Origin of the sequence: Microbacterium sp. ZW CA_36, from assembly GCF_044987475.1 — a bacterium.
In the GTDB taxonomy this organism is placed as follows: Bacteria; Actinomycetota; Actinomycetes; order Actinomycetales; family Microbacteriaceae; genus Microbacterium.
Map to the genome: position 1 here is coordinate 210448 of NZ_JBJDRL010000002.1, position 24441 is coordinate 234888.

Genomic DNA, 24441 nt, shown 5'->3' on the forward strand with positions numbered 1-24441 from the left:
CGCCGTGCCGCGGCATCCGTCCCCCGAAGGAGAACCATGACCGAGGCCTACATCGTGGCCACCGCGCGCTCGCCGATCGGGCGCGCGCGCAAGGGATCGCTCATCGACATGCGACCCGACGACCTGGCGGCGCGCATGGTCAGTGCCGCACTCGAGAAGCTGCCTGCGCTGGATCCGGCGCGCATTGACGACCTGCTGCTCGGCTGCGGTCAGCCGGCCGGTGAGCAGGGCTTCAACCTCGCGCGCATCGTGGCGGTGCTCCTGGGATGGGATGCCGTGCCCGGCGCGACCGTCAACCGCTACTGCTCGTCCTCGCTGCAGACGACGCGCATGGCGTTCCACGCGATCAAGGCCGGCGAGGGTGACGTCTTCGTCTCGGCCGGCGTCGAGTCGGTGTCGCGGTACGGCGCGGGGGCGTCAGATCTTCCGGATGCCGTGAACCCGGCGTTCACGGCGTCGATCGCGCGCACCGCCGCGAGGTCGGCGGCCGGCGCGGCGCCGTGGACGGATCCGCGTGCCGACGGCGCGCTGCCCGATCCCTACATCGCGATGGGGCAGACGGCCGAGAACGTCGCGCAGCTGCGAGGCGTGACGCGCGAGGAGCAGGACGAGTTCGCCGCGCGCTCGCAGCAGCGGGCCGAGGCGGCGATCGCCTCCGGATTCTGGGCGCGCGACATCACGCCCGTCACGCTCACCGACGGCACGGTCGTCGCGGCGGACGACGGCCCGCGGGCCGGGGTGATCGTTGAAGGCCTGGCGGGCCTGGAGCCGGTCTTCCGGCCCGACGGCACGGTGACCGCCGGCAACTGCTGCCCGCTCAACGACGGTGCGGCGGCGGTCGTCGTCGTCTCGGACCGGGTGGTCGACGAGCTGAGCCTCGAGCCGCTCGCGCGCATCGTGTCGACGGGCGTCTCGGGACTCTCGCCGGAGGTGATGGGGCTCGGACCGGTGGAGGCGTCGCGGCGCGCCCTGGCGCTGGCGGGTCTCTCGATCGACGACATGGATCTCGTCGAGATCAACGAGGCGTTCGCGGCGCAGGTGATCCCGTCGGCGCGCGAGCTCGGTGTCGCCCCGGAGCGCCTCAACGTGCACGGCGGTGCGATCGCCGTGGGGCACCCGTTCGGCATGACCGGTGCCCGCATCACCTCCACCCTCATCAACGGCCTTGCCGCCACCGGCGGAAGGTACGGCCTCGAGACGATGTGCGTGGGCGGTGGTCAGGGGATGGCGATGGTGCTCGAGCGGGTCTGACAAGAGCAGCGCGGGGCAGGGTGGCTCGCCCTGTCAGCCACGGCGTTCCTGCCGAACGGCGGGGACGGACTCGTCGGCCGCTCCTACCCGTCGTCGCCCGGTCGAGCGGACCTGCGGCGTTCGAGTCTCCAGTGGATCTCATGAGTGGTGGGGTGTCGCCACTCATGAATCCGGTACTCGAATCCCGGCAGCAGCACGATCGGGATCGGATCCGGAGAGGCCGGCGCGACCGCGCCCACAACGATCTTCGCGTCGGCCGGGATGAACGGTGATTGTGCGGGAACCGGCGCGGTGATGATCTCCACCGGATCCTGATAAGGACGTGCCATACGCGCACCTTAGCATGCGCAGTGAGAGCGCTGAGAACCTGCTTAGTGCGCCTTTACCATGCCCATAGGAGCCGAATAGAGTCAGCATAGAGGCCCGAGACGGTCTTCGCGAAGCGCCTGTGACCCGAGGGTCGCGCATGGCTGCAGAGCGGAGCCCGGTCGAGCTTTCGGTGCGCACCACCAGGCTCCGCCGACGCGCGCGGAGCGTTGTCATGCTCCGTCGCTGTCCATGGCGCTCACGTGCGGACGACTGCACTGGCTCTGACGGTGCGGGTTGCTTCCTGTCTCCGGGGAATCTGGGGGGAGACAGGAAGCAGCTCGGGCAGATCAGCCCTCTCACAACCATCAGGAGTGTCCACATCATGAGCATCAATAAGCCCGCTCTCTTGTCCATCGCCGTCGCTGCGGGGCTGATCGTGACACTGACCGGCTGCTCGTCGGTAGGCGGTGCGAAGGGCGACAGCGGTGACACCAAGCCGCCGGTCTCTCGGTCGGAGAGCAGTGCCGAGGAGGCCGAGGCTGCACCGGCCGTCGCGGCGAACGTGCTCAAGTTCGGCGACACCTATACGTGGGAGGACGACATGTCGATGAGTGTTTCGCTCGGCGCCTATGTCCCCACGGAGTACGCCGCGGGCGTCGACCACGCGAATCAGATCCTCGTGACGGTCACCCTCACCAACAACTCAGCCGAGACGTTCGAGCCGCTGGTGATGGGCTCGATGGTGTCGGGCGGCGTCACGGCGTCCTCGATCACCGACATCGGCGGTCCCGTCGAGCTCGCCGTCTTCGCACCGACCGACCCGGTTCTTCCGGGCAACTCGATCACCTGGAACGAGGCGTGGTCGGTGGCCGACCCGGCAACCCTCCAGTACTCGATCGCGCCGGCGACGCTCGGCTACGACGACGCGATCTTCACAAGCTGACGAGCGGCGGCCGATCAGTCGCCGGCGCTCAGCGCGTCCCCCGACGACGGCGCACAGCGATGGTGACCGCGATCCCGATCAGCATCAGACCGACCAGCAGTACGACCGGGCCGATCGTCGCCCACAAGGCCGAGCCGCTCATCACGGACCCGCCCAGCACACCGAAGCCTTGCAGAGTCCAGACCAACCCGACCGCGGCCAGCACCACGCCGGGCACGAGATACGGCCAGATGCGCTTCACGCGACCACCCTAGTTCCGCGGTGCCGCACCGATAGAGAGGAATGCGCGATCGGTGACGCAGGCGCAGGGTGCCGCTGACGCGATGGCGGGGTGGCCGTGTCGGAGGTGCTGCCTAGGGTGGGTCCGTGGCCACCCTCGACGATCTGCGCCGCACCGCGAACGGACTCCCCGGCAGTGAAGAGCGCGCGACGACCGGCGGCGCCGCATGGTTCGTACGCGGCAAGCTCTACGCGTGGGAGTGCCACCCGTGGCCGAGCACCCCGCCCGACGTGCGTGCGATCATCGCGGCCGAGCTCGTGGTGGGGGTGAAGATCGCCGACCCGATCGACGCGCTCGCGCTCCGCGAGATGGCACCCGACGTGTTCCTGGGCGCCACCACGCCGTGGGGCGAGCCGAAGGTGGCCTTCCGCATGGCGGCGATCGATGACGATCACCTCGCCGAACTGGTGATCGAGGCTTGGCGCGTGCAGGCGCCGCGGTACCTGCGCCGTGAATGGGATGCCGCCGGCACGCCGTAGCGCAGCCGTGCTGCCGCGTCGGCGGTTGGCGGGCGCGCGGAATCGGGGATCGCGCCTTCTCGAGCTACGGCCGGTGATTGACTGACCGTTCGTTTCCGCGCCTGTAGTCGCCGGTGACCCGCGCCATCACATGCTGAGGGTCGCCGCGGTCGACATCGGCGAGGAACTTGAGCGCCGCCGACTTGCGTAGCGTCGCTGCCAGGCGACCGTTGTGGCGTATCTCCACACGCTCGCCCCGTACTGTGAACTCGAAGCCCGTCGGCGCACCTGCCATGACTCCGAGCATGCCCCACGTGAACGCGAACAGCATGGCCCAGACTCGCGGATCGACCCGCTTTCGGCGACTCGGTCCACAGGAGGTGAGCGTCGGTGGTGACACTCTGCGCGAGGTGGCAAGCTGGATCGGTGACTCCGCCGGAAACCACCCACGACTGGTCCCGCACGGTCGATGTCGACCATTTGGAGCTCATTCGTCGCACTCCGGAGGCGTTCGCTCCCGGGGGGATCACGCACCTGGTGCTCGAGGTGCTGGCGTATGCGGCGGAGGAAGCGGACTCCCGCGAAGGCGGGATGGCGGTCGTCACCCTGCACTCCGATGGTTCGATCTCCGTCGCAGACGATGGTCGAGGGACGGATACTCGCCTCGACGCCGACGGCCGACCGACGAGGAAGCCCGTCATCGCGACGAAGGACCTGCGATTCTTCGACGAGCCGTCGGCGGTATTGCCGGACGGTCATCTGCGGCGCGGCATGTCGGTCGCGGCGGCCTTGAGCGAGTGGGTGACGCACACGAACCGTCGGGGCAACGGCTCATGGACGCAGAGGTACGAGCATGCGATCCCGGTGACAGACCTGACCCCGATCGCCGACGATGGCACGACCGGCACCACCGTCCACTTCCTGCCGATCCCGCAGCTGCAACCGCTGAGCGATCTCCCCATGAAGATCGGCGAGCACCTGTCGGTCGCCGTTCGACGGCCGTGACGAGGCTGGCCGCGAGCGGCCGGCGCGGGCAGATCCGGTAACGCTGCAAGATCTCCAAACGCCCGCCGACCGACCCGTCGCCGCACAAGCTGACCGACCCCTCGCCGCACAATGTGATCTCCGACATGCTTGAGCGATCATCGATTGGCAACGAGCGGCAATTGGAGATCCCACAATGACCATTCCCATCACCCCCGAGGCGCTTGATGCCGCGATCGAGGCGGAGTCGTTCAGCGGGGTGCTCACGATCGATGTCGGTGACCGGCGCACGCTCGAGCGCTGCGAGGGTTTCGCGAACCGCGCCCTCCGGGTTCCGAATACGCCGAGCACTCGCATCTCGGCCGCCAGCGGCAACAAGGGCTTCACTGCTCTCGTGATCATGCGACTCGTCGAGGGCGGCCTGCTCGCTCTGCAGGACCTCGTGCGTCCCACTCTCGGCGACGACCTGCCCCTGATCGACGACGCGGTGACGATCGAGCACCTGCTCACCCACACCTCCGGTATCGGGGACTACCTCGACGAGGAAGGCGACGGAGACATCGACGACTACGTCTTCTCCCTGCCGCTGCATCTGCTCGCCGAGACCGAGGCGTTCCTGCCCGCGCTCGACGGGTTCCCGCAGAAGTTCCCGCCCGGCGAGCGATTCTCGTACTGCAATGGCGGGTACATGGTGCTCGCGCTCGTCGCCGAGCGCGTCAGCGGCCGCGGTTTCCATGAACTGGTCCAGACCGAAGTCTGCGAGCGGGCGGGACTCACCGGCTCGGCATTCCTCCGCTCCGATGACCTCCCCGGGGATGCCGCCCTCGGCTACCTGGATGAGGAGGGCAACCGCACCAACGTGCTGCACCTCCCGGTGCGGGGCAACGGCGACGGCGGGATGTACTTCACGGCCGATGACCTGCACCGGTTCTGGAACGCATTGCTGGATGGCCGGATCGTGTCGCCGGACACGCTCGCCGAGATGATCCGTCCCCGCTTCGACGTGCCGGCCGAGCACATGCGGTACGGGATGGGGTTGTGGCTGGGCCGCCGCAATTCGTCTCTGATCCTGGAGGGCTATGACGCCGGCGCATCGTTCCGGTCCACGCACATTCCGGAGACACGCACCACGGTGACCGTGCTCGGGAACAGCTCTGAGGGCGCCTGGCCGGTGATCTACGCTCTCGCGGATGCCATGGACGGAACCGTCCGGGGGAAGTTCCCGGACGAAAGCTAGGAGGAAGCCGCGCGACCCTGTCGTGGAGTGGCCGCAGGGGGACCCGCTGGACGATACGCGGACGCAACATCCGGTGCCGTTCACTGGATTCACCCTCCTCGTCGAGAAGGGACGCACGACGGGCATCCAGCCCCGATCAGATCCGGAGACCGGGACGCCATGACGAACACCGCACTGCAGCCCGATCGGGAGGCCGCTCCCGCCCCCGCGACCCCGTTCCGCCTGATCGCGGCGTTGGCGATCTACGTCCTCCTGCTCGTGTGGATCGTGCTCTGGAAGCTCGAGCTTCCCTGGGTCGGCGGCGTGGATCGTGTGATCAAACTCGTCCCGTTCGTCGCGACCGCTGAACAGGGGGCCAGCAGGCCCTCCGAGGTCATCGTCAACCTGCTGCTCTTCGTGCCCTTAGGTCTGTTTCTCGGACTTCTCGCGCCGCGGTGGAGCTGGCGCCGCCTCGCGGGCGTCGCCGCCACCGTCAGCCTTGCGCTCGAGGCGACCCAGTTCGTGCTGGCCATCGGCAGCACCGACGCCACCGACGTCCTGGTCAACACCGCCGGCGCTCTGATCGGCTTCGGTCTCGTCGCGTTCACCCGGCTCCGGTCGCGGGAGCGTGCGCGCGGCATCCTCGTCCGGGTCTGCGTCGTGGGGACCCTGCTGGCCGTGCTCGCGGTCGCGCTCTTCATCGCCTCCCCGATCCACTTCCGCCCGCCGCCGGCCGCGGGCCTCGGCCCCGCAGCGAGTCACGCGATCGACGGGGGCGGCGTCGGCGACGAGCTTCCCTGACGCCGCGGCGTCGACCCCGATCCCGTCAGTTCGCGGGCGCTCAGGCCTCCGGGACGAACAGTGCCACGGTCTCGGCCACCAGCGCGGGGCGGTCGGAGCCCTCCAGCTCGACCGTCGTCCGCAGGCCCACCCGGTAGCCCTGCGGCGACGGCTCGGCCGAGGCGATCTCGGTCACGCCCCGCACACGGGAGTCGACGACCACGGGCTGCAGGAAGCGCACCTTGTCGAGCCCGTAGTTGACCACCATCGCGGCGCCGTCGACCGCGAGCAGTCCCTGGGTGAGCCGCGGGAGGAGCGACAGCGTCAGGTAGCCGTGGGCGATGGTGGTGCCGAACGGACCGGATGCCGCGCGATCGGCGTCGAGGTGGATCCACTGCCAGTCCTCGGTGGCGTCGGCGAACGCCTGAATCCGATGCTGGTCGATGAGGAACCAATCGCCGACGGCGGTGCTGCCGACGGCTTCGGCGAGGGCTGCGGGGGAGTCGACGACGATGCTCATGCGCGCGGCCCTCCCGCGACGTACAGCACCTGGCCCGAGACGAAGCCGGCCTCCTCGGAGCAGAAGAACGAGACGGCCGCGGCGATGTCGTCGGGTTCACCCGCCCGGCCGACCGGGATCTCGGCGGCGTTGTGCGCGATGAAGTCCTCGAACGAGACGCCGATGCGCTCGGCGGTCGCCCGCGTCATGTCGGTGACGATGAAGCCGGGGGCGACCGCGTTGGCCGTGACACCGAACCGGCCGAGCTCGATCGCGAGCGTCTTGGTGAATCCCTGCATGCCCGCTTTCGCGGCGGCGTAGTTCGCCTGGCCGCGGTTGCCCAGCGCCGACGTCGACGACAGATTCACGACGCGGCCCCAGCCGGCCTTCACCTGGTGGTCCTGCACCGCGCGCGACATCAGGAATGCGCCGCGCAGGTGCACCGCGAGGACGGCATCCCAGTCGTCCTCGGTCATCTTGAACAGCAGGTTGTCGCGGATGATCCCGGCGTTGTTGACGAGGATGGTCGGCGCGCCGAGTTCTTCGGCGATGTGCGCGACCGCGCGCTCGACCGACGCCGCGTCGGCCACGTTCGCGCCGACGGCGAGGGCGCGGCCCCCGGCATCCGTGATCGCTCCCACGGTCTCGGCGCACTGCGCCTCGTCGAGGTCGAGAACGGCGACGGCGTTGCCGTCGGCGGCGAGGCGCTTGGCGGTGGCGGCTCCGATGCCGCGCGCGGCACCCGTGACGATGGCGGTCCTGGTCATGCGTGGTTCCCTTCGAAGGTGATCAGCTGGCGCAGCTCGCCGCCTGCGGCGAGCCGGTCCATGGCGGCGTCGAGGTCGTCGAGGCCGATGCGGGACGAGACGAGGCGCTCGAGCGGCAGGCGTCCCGCGCGCCACAGCTCGACGTAACGGGGGATGTCGCGGCTGGGCACCGCGGATCCGAGGTAGCTGCCGACGATCGTGCGTGCCTCGGCGGTGAGCACGAGCGGTGAGACGCTCGCCCGGGCGTCGGGTGCGGGGAGCCCCACCGTGACGGTGGTGCCGCCCGGCGCCGTGAGCGCCACGGCCGTCTCGAACGCGCGCACCGCTCCGGCGGCCTCGACGACGACGGGGGCACGGATGCCGCGGTCCACGGCCTCCGCCGGTGTCAGGGCCTCTGCGGCGCCGCACGAGAGCGCGTACGCGAGCTTGCCGGGCACGGTGTCGATCCCGATCACCTCGTGCCCGAGGGCCACGGCGACCAGAAGCGCCGCCATACCCACCCCGCCGAGTCCCACCACAGCGACGCGAACGCCCGCCGCGGGCTGCCCGGCATTCACGACCGCGCCGCCGCCCGTGAGCACGGCGCAGCCCAGCAGGGCGGCGATCTCGGCCGGCACGTCGGGATCCACCGGCACGACGGACGCCCGGCTCACCACCGCGTGGGTCGCGAACGCCGAGACGCCCAGGTGATGGTGCACCTCCTGCGCAGCCGAGCGCTCCGCACCGCGATGCAGCCGGATGCCGCCGCCGAGCAGCGTGCCCGCGTTGTTCGCGGCCGTGCCCGGGGCGCAGGGGAGGCGGCCGTCGGTGCGGCATCCGTCGCACGCGCCGCAGCGGGGGAGGAACGTCATGACGACGCGATCGCCGACCGCGATGTCGTCGACACCGCCACCGACCTGCTCCACGATGCCGGCGGCCTCATGGCCGAGCAGCATCGGAACAGGCCGCACGCGGTTGCCGTCGACGACGCTCAGGTCGGAGTGGCAGACGCCGGCCGCCTCGATGCGCACGAGCAGCTCGCCGGCGCGCGGCTCGTCGAGCTCGAGCTCGCCCACCGTGAAGGGGCGGCTCCGCGCGAACGGCGGCTGCGCGCCCGAGATCTCGAGCACCGCTCCGGTGATCTTCATCCGACCTCCTCGTCGTGACGCCACCCGCACATCGGCGGCGCTGCACCAGCCTCTCGCGATTCGGTCGAGGGGCGATGGATGACTAGCATACCGACCGCGCGGTATGCGCGCCTCCACCGGGGGAACAGCCGGGATCGGGAGGTCTACCGCAGGAGGCTCCGCGAAGACAGGAACGCGCGCCACCCGTGGCCGGGCAGCGCGCGTTCGGTTCCTTCGAGTCAGGCGACGACAGTGCGACGCGCGATGCGCGCGCGACGGATCCACTTCTCGATCTCGATCAGCACGGGCACCAGCAGTGCCAGGCCGAGCGCGGTCAGCCACTCGTCGCCCGAGAGGCTCGTCGTGCCGATGAGGCGCTGCATGAAGCCGACCTCGACGGCGACGACCGTGAGCGCCAGCGGGATCGACAGCCACTTCACGGCGGCGAGGATGGGCGCGGAGAGCCCCGACTCGGGGTCGCGCCGCATGACGAGCCCGCCGAAGATCGAGCCGAGCGCGCAGACCACGAACGCCATCGTGACGGGCACGTTCGGCTCGGTCGAGCTGAGCTCCTCGGGGTAGATCAGCAGCGGGACGAGCGTTGTCAGGAAGATGAGGCTGCCGTACACGAACCAGAGCGTCACCGCGCCGCGGTTGGCGATCGTCTTCTTCGGGTCGCGCGGCGGCTTCAGCATGATGCCGTCGGGCACCGGGTCGAGGAGGATCACGACCACCGGGAAGATGGCGATGAAGAAGTTCAGGAACAGCACCATGATCGGCGTGAGCGGTACGCCGTCGTTGATGCCGAAGATGCTCGCGACGAGGAACAGCAGCACCAGCGAGAACAGCTGCGACATCTGGAAGCGGACGTAGCTGACGATCTTCTCGTAGATCCCGCGCCCGAGCCGGACGGCCGTGACGAGCGTGCCGAAGTTGTCGTCGACGAGGATCATCTTCCCCGCCTGCTTCGTGACGTCGCTGCCCGAGCCCATCGCCACGCCGATGTCGGCCTGCTTGAGCGCGGCCGCGTCGTTCACCGCGTCGCCGGTCATCGCGACGACGGCGCCGTCCTCCTGCATGAGCCGGGCCAGGCGCAGCTTGTCCTCGGGGGTGACGCGGCCGAACATGTGCAGGCGCGGAAGCGCCGCCTTGAGCTCGTCGTCGCTCATCGCCTGGATCTCGGCGCCGCTCGCGGATCCCTCGCCGAGGCCGAGCTTGGCGCCGATCGCGGCGGCCGTGATGGCGTGGTCGCCGGTGATCATGCGGACCTCGATGCCCGCTTCGCGCGCGATGCGCACCGCCTCTTTCGAGGAGGGGCGGAGCGGGTCGATGATGCCGACGAGGCCGACGAAGGTCAGATCCGCGATCGCCGCCATCGGGTCGTCTGCGACCGGCGCGTCGGGGGCGAAGCGGCGGAACGCGAAGGCGAGCACGCGCAGGCCCTGCTCCGACAGCCTGCGGTTCGCCTCCAGGATCTCGTCGCGGCGATCGGCGATCGGCATGACGCCCTCCATCGTGGCGACGGAGCTGCAGCGATCCAGCACGACGTCCGGGCCGCCCTTGACATAGCCGACCAGCAGCTCGTTGCCATCGACCGGGATCCGGTGGAAGGTCCCCATGAACTTGTACGCCGAGTCGAAGGGCACCTCCGCGACCCGCGGGAACGTGCTGCGGGTCAGTTCGGCGTCCGCGCCGAGCTTCGCCGCGAGCACGACGAGCGCAGCCTCGGTCGGGTCGCCGATGACGGCGCCGTCGTCCGACACCGTGGCGTCGCTGCAGAGCGTCAGCCCGAGTGCCAGCTGGGTGAACTGCGGCACCGGCAGTCCGGCGGTGTGGCGCACCTCGCCGACCTTCTCGTAGCCGCTGCCGGCGACGGTGAACCACTCGCCGCGGTAGTACAGCGTCTCCACCGTCATCTCGTTCATGGTGAGAGTGCCGGTCTTGTCGGAGTTGATGGCGCTGGTGGCACCCAGCGTCTCGACATCCGTCAGGTTCTTGACGACCGCCTGGTGCTCGGCGAGCTGCCGCGAGCCGTACGAGAGCATCGCCTGGACGAACGACGGCATGCCCGTCGGGATCGCCGAGATCGCCATCGAGATGCCCAGCAGGATGACCGAAGCGATCTCCTGTCCGCGCAGCAGGCCCGTGATGATGATGATGGCGACGGCGCCCCATGCGATCCAGCCGAGCACGCCGGTGAGCGAGTCGAGCTCGCGCTGCAGCGGCGACTTCCCCGGCTTGACCGACGACAGCATCGAGGCGATCTGGCCCATCTGCGTCTGCATGCCGGTGCCCGTGATGACCACCGTGGCCGTCCCGCGCGTCACCTGCGTGTTCTGGAACACCATGTCGGTGCGGTCGCCGAGCGCCGTGTCGGGATCGGCGAGGGTTCCGGCATCCTTCGGGATCGGCGCGCTCTCGCCGGTGAGCGCGGCCTCCTGCGTCTCGAGCGTCGCCGAGCGGATGATGCGTGCGTCGGCGGGCACGAGGTCGCCCGCCTCGAGCGTGACGATGTCGCCCGGCACGAGGGTGGTCGCGCCGACCTGCAGCAGGGTGCCGTCGCGGATGACCTTCGCCTGCGGGATCTGCATCTTGGAGAGGGCGTCGACGGATGCCTTCGCCTTGAGCTCCTGCCGTGTGCCCAGGACGATGTTCAGCACCACGAGCGCCCCGACGAGGATGCCGACGCTGACCTGGTTGATGAACAGGCTGATGATCGCGACGGCGACCAGCATGACGTTCATGGGGTCCGCGAGCTGCTGCAGGGCGACCTGCCACGTCGACGGCGGCTTCTCGGCGGCGATCGAGTTGGGGCCGTGCTCTGCGAGCCGCTGCGCGGCGTCGGCGGCGGTCAGCCCCCGGTCTCGGTCGCTGCGGAAAGCGGCGACGACGGCATCTGGGTCCTGGCTGTACCACGCCGTCTCGGCAGGCGTTCCGGCGGTGGTCTCCACGGCGCTCATGGCTTGAACATACAGCCGTGCCGCCGCCGTCCGACAGCGGAATCGACCGGCGCGCCGCAGCGGTCAGTCGTCGAGCTGTGCGCGCAGTCGCCGCGCCAGTTCCGCCGTCGGCATCGCGCGCGGGAAGACCGCGACGACGACCTGGTCGGCGGCAGGATCCGCCTCGCCGTCCGGCAGGACGCCGAAGCGCCGGCGTGCCTCGTCCAGAGCGGTGCGCAGCACCGATACCGGCACCTTCTTGGGCCCCCGGATGAGACGCCGCAGCACGTGATTGTGGATCGCGGTGACCAGCGCAGAGAAGCCCACCGCGTCGAGCGGATCGAGGCCCGGCAGCGACGCGCGAAGGTACTCGTCGAACAGCCGCTCGTAGCGGAACACCGTCACGATCTCGCGGTCGCGCAGGGCGGGCACGCCGCGAACGACCGCATAGCGCCGCCGGGCGAGCTCGGGGTCGGCCGCGAAATGCGCGTAGACGAAGAGCGATGCCTCGCACACGGCCGCCCACGGATCGCGGTGCGGCTGCGCCAGGAACTCGCGGAGGCGATCGAGCAGCACCTCGTGGTCGGTGAAGACCACGTCGTCCTTGCCGCCGAACTGCCGGAAGAACGTCGAGCGCGAGACGCCCGCGGCCTGCGCGATCTGCTCCACAGAGGTCTGGTCGAACCCCTGCTCGGCGAACAGCTCGAGCGCGGCGGCGACGACGGCCGCGCGAGAGGCGCCCTGAGCGGCTGCGGAACTCGGGGCGGCGGAAGCGGCGGCGGTGTCGGACATCTCGGGGAGAGCCTAATGCGCGGGCCCCGCGTCACGTGCGGCATCCGTGACGCATTCGGCGCTGTCACTGCGCCGCGCGCCTGTCAACCCGGTGGAGGATCCCGCGGCGCGCGGCTTCACTGTGAACATGACGCCGATCTGGAAGCTCGACCCGGTCCGCGTGACCGGCACGCCCTTCGAGCCGGGCCGGCACCGCGAAGTCGTCGTCGTCGGTGCCGGCCTCACCGGCCTCGCCACCGCACTCATGCTCGCCCGGCAGGGCCGCGACGTCGCCGTCATCGAGGCGGGCGAAGTCGGCGAGCTCGCCTCCGGCGCCAACACCGGCAAGCTGTCCCTCCTGCAGGGCTCCGTGCTCTCGACGCTGCGCCGCCGCCACCCGGCGCGGCTCGTGAAGGCATACGTCGAGGCGAATGCCGACGGCGCGCAGTGGCTGACCTCCCTGGCCGACGAGCTCGGTGTGCCGTACTCCCGGCGCACGGCCTACTCCTATGCACAGACCCCGGACGGCGCCGAGACGGTCGCGGCCGAGCTGGAGGCCGCGTGGGAGGCCGGGCTGCCGGTGCGCCGGGTGGAACCGGATCTGCTCGCGCAGTCGCCGTTCCCGATCGTCGACGCGGTCGCGCTCGACCGCCAGGTCGCCATCGACCCGCAGCAGCTCCTCGCCGCGATGGCGCGGGCCTACCTCGAAGCCGGCGGCGTGCTCCACACCGGCGTGCGGGTGACCCACGCGCACATCGTGCCGCATGCCGGTGTCGAGACGTCGGCCGGGTTCGCGGCCGCTGATCAGGTGGTGCTCGCCACCGCGACGCCGATCATCGACCGTGGGCTGTACTTCGCCAAGACGCGGGGGCTGCGCTCGACCTGCGTGGCGTTCGCCACGGATGCCCCGCTGCCCGAGGGCCTGTACCTCTCCGTCGACGGCGCGACCAAGTCCATCCGATCCATCACCCCCGCGGACGGGCCAGCGGGCGCTGCCCAGCTCATCGTCGGCGGCAACGGATTCCCGGTCGGCCGTGCGCCGTCTCCCCGGACGTGCCGTGACGATCTCATCGCCTGGACGCAGGAGCACTTCCGGGGCGCCGAGCCGGTGGCGGCGTGGTCGGCACAGGACTACCAGTCGCACGATCTGATCCCGTTCGTCGGCGCGATGCCGCGCGGCCTCGGGCGGGTGCGGTTCGCCACCGGCTACGCGAAGTGGGGGCTGTCCAACGCCCCTGCCGCGGCCCTGCGCATCGTGGCCGAGATCGGCAAGGTGCCCCGGCGCGAGCGACCGGACTGGATGAACGTGATCGCCACGCGCTTCACGGTCCCCGCCGACCTCGCCCGCGGCGGCGTCGAGAACGTGCGCGTCGGCTGGGAAGCGGCATCCGGCTGGCTGGGAGCGCAAGCGGTGCCGGCGCCTGTCCGCCGCCCCGGCGAGGGCGACGGCGTGGTCGCGAACCGCGGCGGGCACCCCGTCGGCATCTCGACCGTCGACGGTGTGACGCGCGCCGTGAGCGCGGTGTGCCCGCACCTGGGCGGGGTGCTGCGCTGGAACGACGCCGAACGGTCGTGGGACTGCCCGCTGCACGCTTCGCGCTTCACGGCGAGCGGGCAGCGCATCGAGGGGCCGGCGCTGTGCGATCTCACCCGGCTGCCCCGTGTGCCCGGCGAGGAGATCGACGACCTCGACCCCACGGCATCCGCTCATCAGGCGACGTCGGCGCGCTGAGTATCGATGGAGCGGCGTGCGCTCGCTCAGCCTGTGCGGAACCGAGGGCGCGTCGCTCCGGTCGGAACCGGACGATGACCGGTAGTAGGCTGGGGCACTGGTCGATATCTCGACGTCGAGACGCTTTTCGCGTCGTCCCACCCCCATTCGCCACCTGCGAAGGAATGCACTGTGGATCTGTACGAGTACCAGGCACGTGACCTTTTCGAGAAGTACGAGGTGCCGGTGCTCGCCGGCATCGTCGCGGACACGCCGGAGGAGGTGCGGGCCGCGGCCGAGAAGATCGGCGGAGTCGTCGTCGTCAAGGCCCAGGTCAAGACCGGCGGGCGCGGCAAGGCAGGCGGCGTGAAGGTCGCCAAGACCCCCGATGAGGCCTACGAGGCGGCGAAGGCCATCCTCGGCCTCGACATCAAGGGCCACATCGTCAAGCGCGTGATGGTCGCCCAGGGCGCCCGCATCGACAAGGAGTACTACTTCTCGGTGCTGCTGGACCGCGCCAACCGCTCGTACCTGTCGCTCTGCAGCGTCGAGGGCGGCATGGAGATCGAGGAGCTCGCCGTCGAGCGTCCCGAGGCGCTCGCGCGCATCGCGGTCGACCCGCTGCAGGGCATCGACAAGCAGAAGGCGGTCGAGATCGCCGAAGCCGCGGGCTTCGCCCCCGAGCTCGTCGACAAGGTGAGCGACGTCTTCGTCAAGCTCTTCAAGGTCTACAAGGGCGAGGACGCGACCCTCGTCGAGGTCAACCCGCTCGTGCTCACCGAAGAGGGCGACGTCATCGCCCTCGACGGCAAGGTCTCGCTCGACGAGAACGCCGACTTCCGTCACGCCGGGCACGCGCTGCTCGAGGACAAGGCGGCGGCCGACCCGCTCGAGGCGAAGGCGAAGGCCAACGACCTCAACTACGTCAAGCTCGACGGCGAGGTGGGCGTGATCGGCAACGGTGCGGGCCTCGTGATGTCGACGCTCGACGTCGTCGCCTACGCCGGTGAGAACCACGGCGGCGTCAAGCCCGCCAACTTCCTCGACATCGGCGGCGGCGCCTCGGCCGAGGTCATGGCCGCGGGTCTGGACGTCATCCTCGGGGACCCGCAGGTCAAGAGCGTGTTCGTCAACGTCTTCGGCGGCATCACCGCGTGCGACGCGGTCGCCAAGGGCATCGTCGGCGCGCTGGCCGAGCTCGGATCCAGCGCCTCGAAGCCGCTGGTCGTGCGCCTGGACGGCAACAAGGTGGAAGAGGGCCGCGCGATCCTGCGCGACGCGAACCACCCGCTCGTGACCCTGGCCGAGACGATGGACGAGGGCGCCGACAAGGCCGCCGAGCTCGCCAACGCCTGAGACTGAGATAAAGGAACCAGAAACATGTCGATCTTCCTTGACAAGGACTCCAAGGTCATCGTCCAGGGCATCACCGGCGGCGAGGGCACCAAGCACACCGCACTCATGCTCAAGGCCGGCACCCAGGTCGTCGGCGGCGTGAACGCCCGCAAGGCCGGCACCACGGTCCTGCACGCCGACGCCGACGGCAACCCCGTCGAACTGCCCGTGTTCGCTTCGGTCGAGGAGGCCATCGCCGCCACCGGCGCCGACGTCTCCATCGCGTTCGTGCCGCCGGCCTTCACCAAGAGCGCCATGGTCGAGGCCATCGACGCCGAGATCCCCCTCCTCGTCGTGATCACCGAGGGCGTGCCTGTCGGCGACACCGCCGAGGCGTGGGCCTACGCGCAGTCGAAGGGCGACAAGACCCGCATCATCGGCCCGAACTGCCCCGGCATCATCACGCCCGGCGAGTCGCTGGTCGGCATCACGCCCGCCAACATCACCGGCAAGGGGCCGATCGGCCTCGTGTCGAAGTCGGGCACCCTGACCTACCAGATGATGTACGAGCTGCGCGAGATCGGCTTCTCGACGGCCATCGGCATCGGCGGCGACCCGATCATCGGCACCACGCACATCGACGCGCTCGCCGCGTTCGAGGCCGACCCCGAGACCAAGGCGATCGTCATGATCGGCGAGATCGGCGGCGACGCCGAAGAGCGCGCGGCCGACTTCATCAAGGCCAACGTGACCAAGCCTGTCGTCGGCTACGTCGCCGGCTTCACCGCTCCCGAGGGCAAGACCATGGGCCACGCCGGCGCCATCGTGTCGGGCTCGGCGGGCACGGCCCAGGCCAAGAAGGAGGCTCTCGAGGCCGCCGGCGTCAAGGTCGGCAAGACGCCGTCCGAGACGGCCGCGCTGATGCGCGAGATCATCCAGGGTCTCTGACCTTCACACCAGAACGGATGCCGCGACCTCGGTCGCGGCATCCGTTTCTCGTGGTCTCCGTCAGTCGGCGGCGGAGGCGCCGCCGAAACGCGACACCTGGCCGGCGCGGTCGGCGTCCTCGCTGGCGAGCACGCCGCCGTTCGCGACGAAGTCGGCGGCGACCTCCTCGAACATGATGCGCACGTCCTGCCGGCGGGCGCCGAGCGCCTCGACAGCGGCGTCGGTCACCAGTTCGGCGAAGCGGCGGCGCTGCTCGACGGTGCGCCCGGGAAGGAGTTCGACTCTCATGTTCGGCATACCTCGACCATAGGGCCGTACGACCCGAAGCTCATCGCCGCGGCTTTACGCTGGTGCGTATGCCGCTGACCGGAGAGTACAAGCCGTCCACGTCCGACTGGGCCCGCAAGCAGGCCGAGGCCTACGAGGCGTCGAACGGCGAGAAGGCGAACACGCTGCGGGGTGTGCCCATCATCGTGCTGACCACGGTCGGTGCGAAGAGCGGGGCCCTGCGCAAGACCGCGCTGATGCGCGTCGAGCACGACGGCCGCTACGCGGTGGTCGCGTCGAAGGGCGGAGCGCCCGATGAGCCCAGGTGGGCCGAGAACATGCGGCGCCGGCCCCACGTCGAGCTGCAGGACGGCGACGTGCGCCGCGACTACACGGCGCGCGAGCTGTCGGGTGACGAGCGCGTCGAATGGTGGGCGCGGGCGACCGCGGTGTGGCCCGATTACGACAACTACCAGACGAAGACTGACCGCCAGATCGCGATCTTCGTCCTCGAGCCCCACGACGGGTGACCGACATCGAGCTCGCCCGCATCGCGGGCGGCACGGTGACCCTCCACGACGCCCGCCGGAAGGCGCGCTGGAGCGTCGACCTGGAGTCGTTCGAGATCGGCGTCTACGCGGTCACGCAGGAGCAGCTCACCGAGCTACTGGGCGAGCCGGGCGGGCATCCGCGACGCCCCGCGACCGACGTGAGCTGGCTGCGCGCGATCCGGTTCTGCAACGCGGCATCGGAGTGGGAAGGGCTGGATCCGGCCTACACGTTCGACGGCGAGGACGTCACCTGGCATGTGGACGCCGACGGGTTCCGCCTGCCGACCGAGGCCGAGTGGGAGCACGCGTGCCGCGCCGGTTCCACCGGCCCGCAGTACGGGCCGCTGGCGGAGATCGCGTGGACGAGCGCCGACGGCGTGACAGCCCCGCAGAACGTCGGCGGCAAGCTGCCGAATCTCAACGGCCTGTTCGACACGCTCGGCAACGTCTGGGAGTGGTGCTGGGATCTGCTCGATCCCGCCCGGTATGCCGACTACCGCGTGTTCCGCGGTGGCGGGTTCGCCGACGACGCGTGGAGCGTGCGCGCCTCGACCCGGCGCGGCGGCGCGCCGCGCACGCATCACGACGACGTCGGGTTGCGCGTGACCCGTGGAGGCTTCGATGCGACGGATGCCGCGCAAGGCTGGTCGGCGGCCGTCGACGCGGAGCGCGCGGCCTTGGATGGCCCGCTCCCGCCCGGCTGGACCCCCCTGCGCTGAGCGAGGGGTGCACCGTGCCGTGTCGGCTACAGGTGTCGGCCTGTGGGCGCCGCCTCCCGCGCACATGGTCTCGAAAACCCCATTGAACTTCCGGTTCACACGTCTCCTGACGAGGGCGTGTTCACCGGAAGTTCAATGGCTCCTGACGAGGGCGTGTTCACCGGAAGTTCAATGGCTCCTGACGAGGGCGTGTGAACTGGAAGTTCAATGGCTCCTGACGAGGGCGTGTGAACTGGAAGTTCAGTGGGCCGGTGGTGCGGGGGTGTGTGAACGGGAAGTTCATCGAGGCTCTGTGAACCGGAAGTTCATCGGCCTTTTCGGCACACCTCGGCCGGCGAGAGCACCCGCCGCGACCTGCGCACCTGCGCCGTACGGGTGCAGCCGCGGAACTCAGCCCAGCGCGGCCTCGAGCGGTCCGCGGGCGAAGTAGAGGACGAAGCCGGCAGCGACGATCCACAGCAGCGGGCTGATCTCGCGCGCCTTGCCCGACAGCGAGCGCACCACCACCCAGGCGATGAAGCCCGCGCCGATGCCGTTGGCGATCGAGTAGGTCAGCGGCATCACGGTGATCGCGAGGAACACCGGCAGCAGGATCGAGAAGTCCGAGAAGTCGATGAAGCGGATCTGCGACATCATCAGCGCGCCGACGATCACCAGCGCGGAGGCGGCGACCTCGGTCGGGACGATCGAGACGAGCGGCGTGAAGAACATCGCGATGAGGAACAGGGCGCCCGTCACGACGTTCGCGAACCCGGTGCGGGCGCCTTCGCCGATGCCCGCGCCGGACTCGATGAACACCGTGTTCGACGAGCTCGACGTGAATCCACCCGCGACCGCGCCGACGCCCTCGACGATGAGCGCCGACTTGATGCGGGGGAAGTCGCCCTTCTCGTTCGCGAGGCCCGCCTCTTTCGACAGGCCCGTCATGGTGCCCATCGCGTCGAAGAAATTCGTGAACACGAGCGTGAAGACGAGCATCAGCGCGGCGAGCACGCCGATGCGCTCGAACGAGCCGAACGAGACCTGGCCGACCAGCGACAGGTCGGGCACGCTCACGAGTGATGACGGCAGCTCGGGCACCGAGAGGCCCCAGCCGCCGGGGTTGACCTCGTCGCCGTCGAACTTCGGGCCGATGTTCCAGATCGCCTCGACGATCAGCGCGACCACGGTGCCGGTGACCAGGCCGATGAGGATGCCGCCCTTGACCTTGCGGGCGACCAGGATGCCGGTGAGCAGCAGGGTGAAGACGAAGATCAGCGTCGGGACGGTCGCGACGGAGCCGTTCACGCCGAGGCCGACCGGGGGAGAGGAGGCGCCGGTCGAGGTGACGAAGCCGGCGTCGACGAAGCCGATGAACGCGATGAAGAGGCCGATGCCGACCGTGATGGCGAGCTTCAGCTGGATCGGGACGGCGTCGAAGATCATGCGCCTGAGGCCCGTGGCGGCGAGCAGCACGATGATCAGTCCGTTGATGACGACGAGGCCCATCGCCTCCGGCCAGGTGACCTGCCCCACGACCGACACGGCGAGGAACGAGTTGATGCCCAGGCCCGCCGCGAACGCGAACGGCAGGCGGGTCACCAGGCCGAACAGCACGGTCATCACACCCGCGGTGAGGGCGGTGGTGGCCGCGACCTGGGCGAAGCCGAGGGTGTCGCCCGAGACATCCGTGCCACTGGACAGGATGATCGGGTTCAGGATGACGATGTACGCCATCGTCACGAAGGTCACCACGCCGCCGCGGACCTCGGTGCCGATCGTCGAGCCGCGACGGGTGATCTCGAAGAACCTGTCGAAGCCGTTCTTCGGCTCGGCAGTCTCGACGTCGTCGGGTGCTGCGGGGGTGTTCGATGCCGCGGATGGGGCTGTGCTCATGGTGGACCTCCGACCTGAAAGGCTAGTCGTTCGCCCGTGAACCTGAGGATTCGCTGGACGGATGCCGCACCACGGCGCGGACGCGACCGGGACGCCCGCGCCCCTCGAAGTAGGGTCGATGGCGCATGCATCGCCTCATCGTCGCCCTCCTTGCCACCGTCGACGCCGCCATCGCGGTCGCCGTCGGCCTTGCCGCGACCCTCGCTCCGCTCACCCTCCTCTGGGTCTTCGGGTTCGGCGGCGGCGCGGACTGGGGAGTGCTGTGGCCGTCCGCCGTCTCGGTATGGCAGTTCGGCAACCTCGTGCCCCTGCACATCGCCCTGCCGCCCGAGTACCTGGCGGCCACGGGCATCGACACGGACGCGGCATCCTTCGTCCTGTCCCTCGCGCCGCTGGCGTTCGCCTCGTTCACGGCGATCTTCGCCGCCCGCTCGGGGGCGCGCGCCTCGCATGCGGACGCGTGGCTCTCCGGTGTCCTGACCTCGACGGTCGTGTTCGCCGCGCTGGCGACGGGCGCCGCGCTCACCGGCGCGAACGACGTCGCGCAGGTCGAGACGTGGCAGGCGATCCTCATCCCGACGCTCGTGTTCGCGCTCCCTGCGCTCGTCGCGGCGATCGTCACCGAGTGGTCGGAGGCGGGTTCCGGCGCGGTCGCGCGGCTGCGCGATCGCGCGCAAGAGCTGCCCCACGGATGGGGCGACGTGCCGGCGTTGGTCGCGCGGGGCTCCGCCGTGGTCGTGGTGGGTCTCGTCGGCGTGGGCGCCGCGGTCGCCGCTGTGGCGCTGTTCGCGCGTGCCGGGCAGATCGTGGTGCTCTTCCAGGCCGGCGACGTCGACGCGCTCGGCGCGGCGGTGCTCACCATCGCGCAGCTCGCCTACGTCCCGACGCTCGCCGTGTGGGGTCTCAGCTTCGTCGCCGGACCCGGGTTCACGGTGGGCGAGGGCACCGCCGTGTCTCCTGCGGGCACGCAGGTCGGCGTCGTCCCGGGACTGCCCGTGCTCGGCGCCGTGCCGGAATCCACCACGTCATGGCTGCTGCTGCTCGCGCTCCTGCCGATCGCGGTCGGCGCGCTCGCCGGGTGGATCGCCCGCTCGAGGCTCCTCCACGTGGGCGAGGAACCGGTGGCCGTCGCGGCCGAGGATCCGATCGGCGCCCGCCTGGTGGTCACCGCAGGCATCGCGATCGTCTCCGGAGGCGCGGCCGCGATCCTCGCCTTCGTCGCCTCGGGTTCGCTCGGACCCGGACGGCTCGCGCAGCTCGGCCCCGAACCCGGTCCCGTCGCCCTCGCCGTCGGGCTCGAGGTGCTGCTGGGTGCGGCGATCCTGCTCCTCTCGCCCCGCCGCGAGTCGGGCGCCGTCTCCACGCCGGAGGCGACGACCGAGCCCATCGACCTGCCCCGGTCGACGCCGCCCGGCGACAGGAACGGTTCCGAGTAAGCTGATCGGGTGCTCACGGTCGCCGTCCTCATCTCGGGCACAGGGTCGAACCTGCGCGCTCTGCTCGACGCGGCGGCCGAGCCCGAGTTCCCCGCTCGCGTGGTCGTGGTCGGCGCCGATCGCGAAGCCGAAGGGTTCGCGCACGCCGAGGAGTACGGCATCCCGACCTTCATGGTCCCCTTCGCGCAGTTCGCCAGCCGTGAGGAGTGGGGCGCCGAGCTCGGTGCCCAGCTCGCTGTCTGGCGGCCCGACCTCGTCGTGCTGAGCGGTCTCATGCGGCTCCTCCCCGCCGATCTCGTCGACGCGTGGTCGCCGCGCATCATCAACACCCACCCGGCGTACCTGCCGGAGTTCCCCGGTGCGCACGGCGTGCGCGATGCGCTCGCCGCGGACGTCGCGCAGACGGGGGCGAGCGTGATCATCGTCGACAACGGGGTCGACTCGGGGCCGATCCTCGCGCAGGAGCGGGTTCCCGTGCTCCCCGGCGACGACGAGCACGCCCTGCACGAGCGCATCAAGCCCGTCGAACGCCGCCTGCTGATCGACGTGGTGCGCCGCGTCGCCACCGGCGACCTCGACCTCGCGGCGGTGTCCGCGAGCGCCCAGCTCTGACCCCTATCCCCACCGAGGAGATCCGCCATGGCCGGACCGAGCCACGACCCCGCCCTGTATCGCACCCGCGACGTCGTCCCGGTCCGCCGGGCGCTCGTGTCGGTGAGCGACAAGACCGATCTGCTCGCCCTGGGCGAGGCGCTCGCCGCGGCGGGCGTCGAGATCGTTTCGACGGGCGGCTCCGCCACCCTGCTGCGTGAGGCCGGTCACACCGTGACCGACGTGTCGAGCGTCACCGGGTTCCCCGAGTCGCTCGACGGCCGCGTCAAGACGCTGCACCCGAGCGTGCACGCCGGCCTCCTCGCCGACCTGCGCCTCGAGGACCACGAGCGCCAGCTCGACGAGCTCGACATCGCGCCGTTCGAGCTGGTCGTGGTGAACCTCTACCCGTTCGTCGAGACCGTGCGCTCGGGCGCCCAGGGCGACGACGTCGTCGAGCAGATCGACATCGGCGGCCCCGCCATGGTGCGTGCGTCGGCGAAGAACTACGCCAACGTCGCGATCGTCGTCTCGCCATCGTCTTACCCGGCCGTCATCGAGGCGGTCCGTGCCGGGGGCACGAGCCTCGCGCAGCGTCGAGAGCTCGCCGCCCGCGCGTTCGCCCACACCGCCGAGTACGACCGCGCGGTCGCCACCTGGTTCTCGGAGGGGACGCTCACCGAGGAGGACCTGCCCGCGCACCTCACGATCAAGGCCGAGCGCCTCGCGACGCTCCGCTACGGCGAGAACTCGCACCAGCGCGCGGCGATCTACACGCGCAACGGCGGCCACGGCATCGCCCAGGCGACCCAGCTGCAGGGCAAGGAGATGTCGTACAACAACTACGTCGACGCGGATGCGGCGCTCCGGGCCGCGTTCGACATGGTCAAGCCGGCGGTCGCGATCATCAAGCACGCGAACCCCTGCGGCATCGCCGTCGCGGCGCCCAACGCACTCGACCCGATCGCAAGCGCGCACCTGCGCGCCCACGAGTGCGACCCCGTCTCGGCCTACGGCGGCGTGATCGCCGCCAACGGCACGGTGACGCTCAAGATGGCCGAGAACCTCAAGGACATCTTCACCGAGGTCATCGTGGCGCCCTCGTTCGAGCCCGAGGCGCTCGAGGTCTTCAAGGCGAAGAAGAACCTGCGACTGCTGCAGCTGCCGCAGGACTGGCAGCAGGAGCGCATGGACGTGCGCCTCGTCTCGGGCGGGCTGCTGCTGCAGGACGCCGACCGGTTCCCCGACGACATCGAGTCGGTCGCGAAGGACTGGCAGCTCGTGTCGGGAGAGCGCCCGGCCGACGAGGACATGACGAACCTCATCTTCGCGTGGAAGGCCTGCCGGGCCGTGAAGTCCAACGCGATCGTGCTCGCCAAGGGCTCCGCGACGGTGGGCATCGGCATGGGCCAGGTCAACCGCGTCGACTCCTGCCGACTCGCCGTCGAGCGCGCCGGCGACCGCGCCGCGGGCTCGGTCGCGGCATCCGACGCGTTCTTCCCGTTCGCCGACGGACCGCAGATCCTGCTCGACGCCGGCATCTCGGCGATCATCCAGCCCGGCGGCTCGGTGCGCGACGACGAGGTGATCGCCGCCGCCCAGGCGGCGAACGTCACCATGTTCTTCACGGGAGAGCGCCACTTCTTCCACTGAGACGACCGTCGCTCGGGCCGGGTCGTCGCCGCCGCCCGTGTGGGCATGGGTCCATTTCCCCATGTCCCCGCTCCGGGCGGGAGCAGCGCCGTCCGCCGGATAGGGTCGATGCGGAGCGTTCGCCAGGAGGATCCGGTGATTTGGGAGATCGACGACTCGACACACGCCGTCGAGGGCCTCGATGGACGCGGTCGGCCGAGGCCGGAGTACGCCGCGTCCCTCGGGCTGCGCATGGCGCCCTTCGGGCGGCGCGTGCTGGCGACATCGATCGAGCTGGGCATCCTCGTGGTGCTCCAGCTGCCGCTGCTGCTCGTCTCGCTTCCGGTGCTCCTCAACGCCGCCGCGTCCGCCGACCCGGCCGCAGCGCTCACGGACGCCGGCAACCTCGGCCTCGTGATCGCGTGCGCGGCCGCGTCATCGGCCTTGACGACCGCGTTCGTCGTCCTGCAGCTGATCCTCCACGGCCGCAAGGGCACCACGGTGGGCAAGGCCGCGACCGGCATCCGCTCGGTCAACGTGCGCACGCTGGAGCGGCCCGGATTCTGGCGTGGCGCGGTCGTGCGGTACCTGGTGCTCGGAGCCAGCTTCCTCGTCCCCCTCGTCGGACCCGTCCTCGTGATCGCCTGCTCCCCGCTCTTCGACCCGGAGCGTCGAGGGCGCGGATGGGCCGACATGGCGGGCGCCACCTGGTTCGTGGACGCGCGGAACGGCCTCAACCCCTACGACGCGAAGCGCATGCGGATCGCCCGCAAGACGGCGGCGACGGATCTCGCCGACGAGCGCAGCGAGCTGCCGTCGCTCGCGACCTCGGCGGTGGCCCCCAGCTCCGGCGCCTACATCCCCGTCACCCGCAGCAGCGGGGGAGTCGTCGGCGCGCCCCGCGGGGAGGCGTACACCGCGGGCGCCGCGCCGGGCGGAACGGATGCCGCGCCCGTCGCACCGAGTGCAGCGGCCGTGGATCCTGGTGCCCCTGCGGCGGGAGCCCCGGCGCCAGGGACCCGCGAGCCGGTCCATCCCGCCGCAGGGGCACCAGGATCCACGGCCGCTGCACT

At 70.5% G+C, this 24441-nt stretch carries 25 protein-coding genes; 15 read left to right on the forward strand and 10 right to left on the reverse strand.

Annotation, left to right across the window (positions count from 1 at the left end; all coding sequences use genetic code 11):
* Positions 1–36: 36 nt before the first annotated feature.
* Positions 37–1251 carry an acetyl-CoA C-acetyltransferase gene (locus ACI3KX_RS02445; RefSeq protein ID WP_404907523.1) on the forward strand — a complete coding sequence of 405 codons (1215 nt, stop codon included), beginning with the start codon at positions 37–39 and terminating at the stop codon, positions 1249–1251.
* An 83-nt stretch (positions 1252–1334) separates the two neighbouring features.
* Here ACI3KX_RS02445 and ACI3KX_RS02450 read toward each other — a convergent pair whose 3' ends face one another.
* A complete protein-coding gene (locus ACI3KX_RS02450; protein WP_363358032.1) occupies positions 1335–1556 on the reverse strand; it encodes a hypothetical protein in 222 nt (73 codons plus the stop codon).
* Between the two features lie 386 nt (positions 1557–1942).
* On the opposite strand from ACI3KX_RS02450, the gene ACI3KX_RS02455 reads away from it, so the two are divergent.
* Entirely contained in the window at positions 1943–2503 is a 561-nt protein-coding gene (locus tag ACI3KX_RS02455; RefSeq protein ID WP_404907525.1) for a hypothetical protein, read from the forward strand.
* A gap of 28 nt (positions 2504–2531) precedes the next feature.
* Here ACI3KX_RS02455 and ACI3KX_RS02460 read toward each other — a convergent pair whose 3' ends face one another.
* On the reverse strand, positions 2532–2744 hold the full coding sequence (locus ACI3KX_RS02460; protein WP_363358031.1) for a hypothetical protein: 213 nt from the start codon (positions 2742–2744) through the stop codon (positions 2532–2534).
* Positions 2745–2869: 125 nt separating this feature from the next.
* Between ACI3KX_RS02460 and ACI3KX_RS02465 the strand changes: the two genes are divergently transcribed.
* Positions 2870–3262 (forward strand): hypothetical protein, encoded by a 393-nt coding sequence (locus ACI3KX_RS02465; protein WP_363358030.1) that lies wholly within the window; start codon positions 2870–2872, stop codon positions 3260–3262.
* A 64-nt stretch (positions 3263–3326) separates the two neighbouring features.
* Here the strand turns inward: ACI3KX_RS02465 and ACI3KX_RS02470 are convergent, their stop codons facing one another.
* The gene (locus ACI3KX_RS02470; protein WP_363358029.1) at positions 3327–3572 is read right to left on the reverse strand and encodes a hypothetical protein; all 246 of its coding nucleotides are present in this window, start codon (positions 3570–3572) and stop codon (positions 3327–3329) included.
* Positions 3573–3667: 95 nt separating this feature from the next.
* Here ACI3KX_RS02470 and ACI3KX_RS02475 point away from each other — a divergent pair, with 95 nt between their 5' ends.
* The 3 genes from ACI3KX_RS02475 (at position 3668) to ACI3KX_RS02485 (ending at position 6242) form a co-directional block, all read left to right on the forward strand.
* Entirely contained in the window at positions 3668–4246 is a 579-nt protein-coding gene (locus ACI3KX_RS02475; protein WP_404907526.1) for an ATP-binding protein, read from the forward strand.
* Between the two features lie 175 nt (positions 4247–4421).
* Entirely contained in the window at positions 4422–5462 is a 1041-nt protein-coding gene (locus ACI3KX_RS02480; RefSeq protein ID WP_404907528.1) for a serine hydrolase domain-containing protein, read from the forward strand.
* Positions 5463–5621: 159 nt separating this feature from the next.
* On the forward strand, positions 5622–6242 hold the full coding sequence (locus ACI3KX_RS02485; protein ID WP_404907529.1) for a VanZ family protein: 621 nt from the start codon (positions 5622–5624) through the stop codon (positions 6240–6242).
* A gap of 40 nt (positions 6243–6282) precedes the next feature.
* On the opposite strand, the gene ACI3KX_RS02490 is transcribed toward ACI3KX_RS02485, so the two are convergent.
* The 5 genes from ACI3KX_RS02490 to ACI3KX_RS02510 form a co-directional block, all read right to left on the reverse strand.
* Positions 6283–6741 (reverse strand): MaoC family dehydratase, encoded by a 459-nt coding sequence (locus ACI3KX_RS02490; RefSeq protein ID WP_363358025.1) that lies wholly within the window; start codon positions 6739–6741, stop codon positions 6283–6285.
* Positions 6738–7487: an SDR family oxidoreductase gene (locus ACI3KX_RS02495; protein ID WP_308868127.1), complete on the reverse strand. Its 750-nt coding sequence runs from the start codon at positions 7485–7487 to the stop codon at positions 6738–6740. Before ACI3KX_RS02495 ends, ACI3KX_RS02490 begins: the two co-directional genes overlap by 4 nt.
* Positions 7484–8614 (reverse strand): alcohol dehydrogenase catalytic domain-containing protein, encoded by a 1131-nt coding sequence (locus ACI3KX_RS02500; RefSeq protein ID WP_404907532.1) that lies wholly within the window; start codon positions 8612–8614, stop codon positions 7484–7486. Before ACI3KX_RS02500 ends, ACI3KX_RS02495 begins: the two co-directional genes overlap by 4 nt.
* 218 nt (positions 8615–8832) lie before the next feature.
* Entirely contained in the window at positions 8833–11553 is a 2721-nt protein-coding gene (locus tag ACI3KX_RS02505) for a cation-translocating P-type ATPase (RefSeq protein WP_404907534.1), read from the reverse strand.
* 63 nt (positions 11554–11616) lie between these two features.
* Positions 11617–12324: a TetR family transcriptional regulator gene (locus ACI3KX_RS02510; protein ID WP_331912511.1), complete on the reverse strand. Its 708-nt coding sequence runs from the start codon at positions 12322–12324 to the stop codon at positions 11617–11619.
* A gap of 127 nt (positions 12325–12451) precedes the next feature.
* Between ACI3KX_RS02510 and ACI3KX_RS02515 the strand changes: the two genes are divergently transcribed.
* From ACI3KX_RS02515 to sucD, 3 genes are all read left to right on the forward strand, one after another.
* Positions 12452–14035: an FAD-dependent oxidoreductase gene (locus tag ACI3KX_RS02515; RefSeq protein WP_404907536.1), complete on the forward strand. Its 1584-nt coding sequence runs from the start codon at positions 12452–12454 to the stop codon at positions 14033–14035.
* A gap of 171 nt (positions 14036–14206) precedes the next feature.
* Positions 14207–15370 carry an ADP-forming succinate--CoA ligase subunit beta gene (sucC, locus tag ACI3KX_RS02520; protein ID WP_363358021.1) on the forward strand — a complete coding sequence of 388 codons (1164 nt, stop codon included), beginning with the start codon at positions 14207–14209 and terminating at the stop codon, positions 15368–15370.
* 24 nt (positions 15371–15394) lie between these two features.
* A complete protein-coding gene (sucD, locus tag ACI3KX_RS02525) occupies positions 15395–16297 on the forward strand; it encodes a succinate--CoA ligase subunit alpha (RefSeq protein WP_404907538.1) in 903 nt (300 codons plus the stop codon).
* Between the two features lie 60 nt (positions 16298–16357).
* Here the strand turns inward: sucD and ACI3KX_RS02530 are convergent, their stop codons facing one another.
* Positions 16358–16594 (reverse strand): tautomerase family protein, encoded by a 237-nt coding sequence (locus ACI3KX_RS02530; protein ID WP_363358019.1) that lies wholly within the window; start codon positions 16592–16594, stop codon positions 16358–16360.
* A gap of 59 nt (positions 16595–16653) precedes the next feature.
* Here ACI3KX_RS02530 and ACI3KX_RS02535 point away from each other — a divergent pair, with 59 nt between their 5' ends.
* Together ACI3KX_RS02535 and ACI3KX_RS02540 are read left to right on the forward strand one after the other, a co-directional pair.
* Complete coding sequence (locus ACI3KX_RS02535; protein ID WP_404907540.1) at positions 16654–17094, forward strand: nitroreductase family deazaflavin-dependent oxidoreductase; 441 nt, start codon at positions 16654–16656, stop codon at positions 17092–17094.
* Complete coding sequence (locus tag ACI3KX_RS02540) at positions 17091–17834, forward strand: formylglycine-generating enzyme family protein (protein ID WP_404907542.1); 744 nt, start codon at positions 17091–17093, stop codon at positions 17832–17834. The genes ACI3KX_RS02535 and ACI3KX_RS02540 overlap by 4 nt, the downstream gene beginning before the upstream one ends.
* A 390-nt stretch (positions 17835–18224) precedes the next feature.
* On the opposite strand, the gene ACI3KX_RS02545 is transcribed toward ACI3KX_RS02540, so the two are convergent.
* Entirely contained in the window at positions 18225–19709 is a 1485-nt protein-coding gene (locus ACI3KX_RS02545; RefSeq protein WP_404907543.1) for an NCS2 family permease, read from the reverse strand.
* A gap of 125 nt (positions 19710–19834) precedes the next feature.
* On the opposite strand from ACI3KX_RS02545, the gene ACI3KX_RS02550 reads away from it, so the two are divergent.
* The 4 genes from ACI3KX_RS02550 to ACI3KX_RS02565 all read left to right on the forward strand — a co-directional run.
* Positions 19835–21145 carry a DUF6350 family protein gene (locus ACI3KX_RS02550; RefSeq protein WP_404907545.1) on the forward strand — a complete coding sequence of 437 codons (1311 nt, stop codon included), beginning with the start codon at positions 19835–19837 and terminating at the stop codon, positions 21143–21145.
* Positions 21146–21154: 9 nt separating this feature from the next.
* Positions 21155–21757, forward strand: coding sequence for a phosphoribosylglycinamide formyltransferase (gene purN / locus ACI3KX_RS02555; RefSeq protein ID WP_363358014.1), 603 nt, complete (start codon positions 21155–21157; stop codon positions 21755–21757).
* A 27-nt stretch (positions 21758–21784) separates the two neighbouring features.
* Positions 21785–23389: a bifunctional phosphoribosylaminoimidazolecarboxamide formyltransferase/IMP cyclohydrolase gene (purH, locus tag ACI3KX_RS02560; protein WP_363358013.1), complete on the forward strand. Its 1605-nt coding sequence runs from the start codon at positions 21785–21787 to the stop codon at positions 23387–23389.
* A 135-nt stretch (positions 23390–23524) separates the two neighbouring features.
* Positions 23525–24441: RDD family protein (locus tag ACI3KX_RS02565; protein WP_404907548.1), on the forward strand; the 917-nt coding region annotated here is incomplete at its 3' end.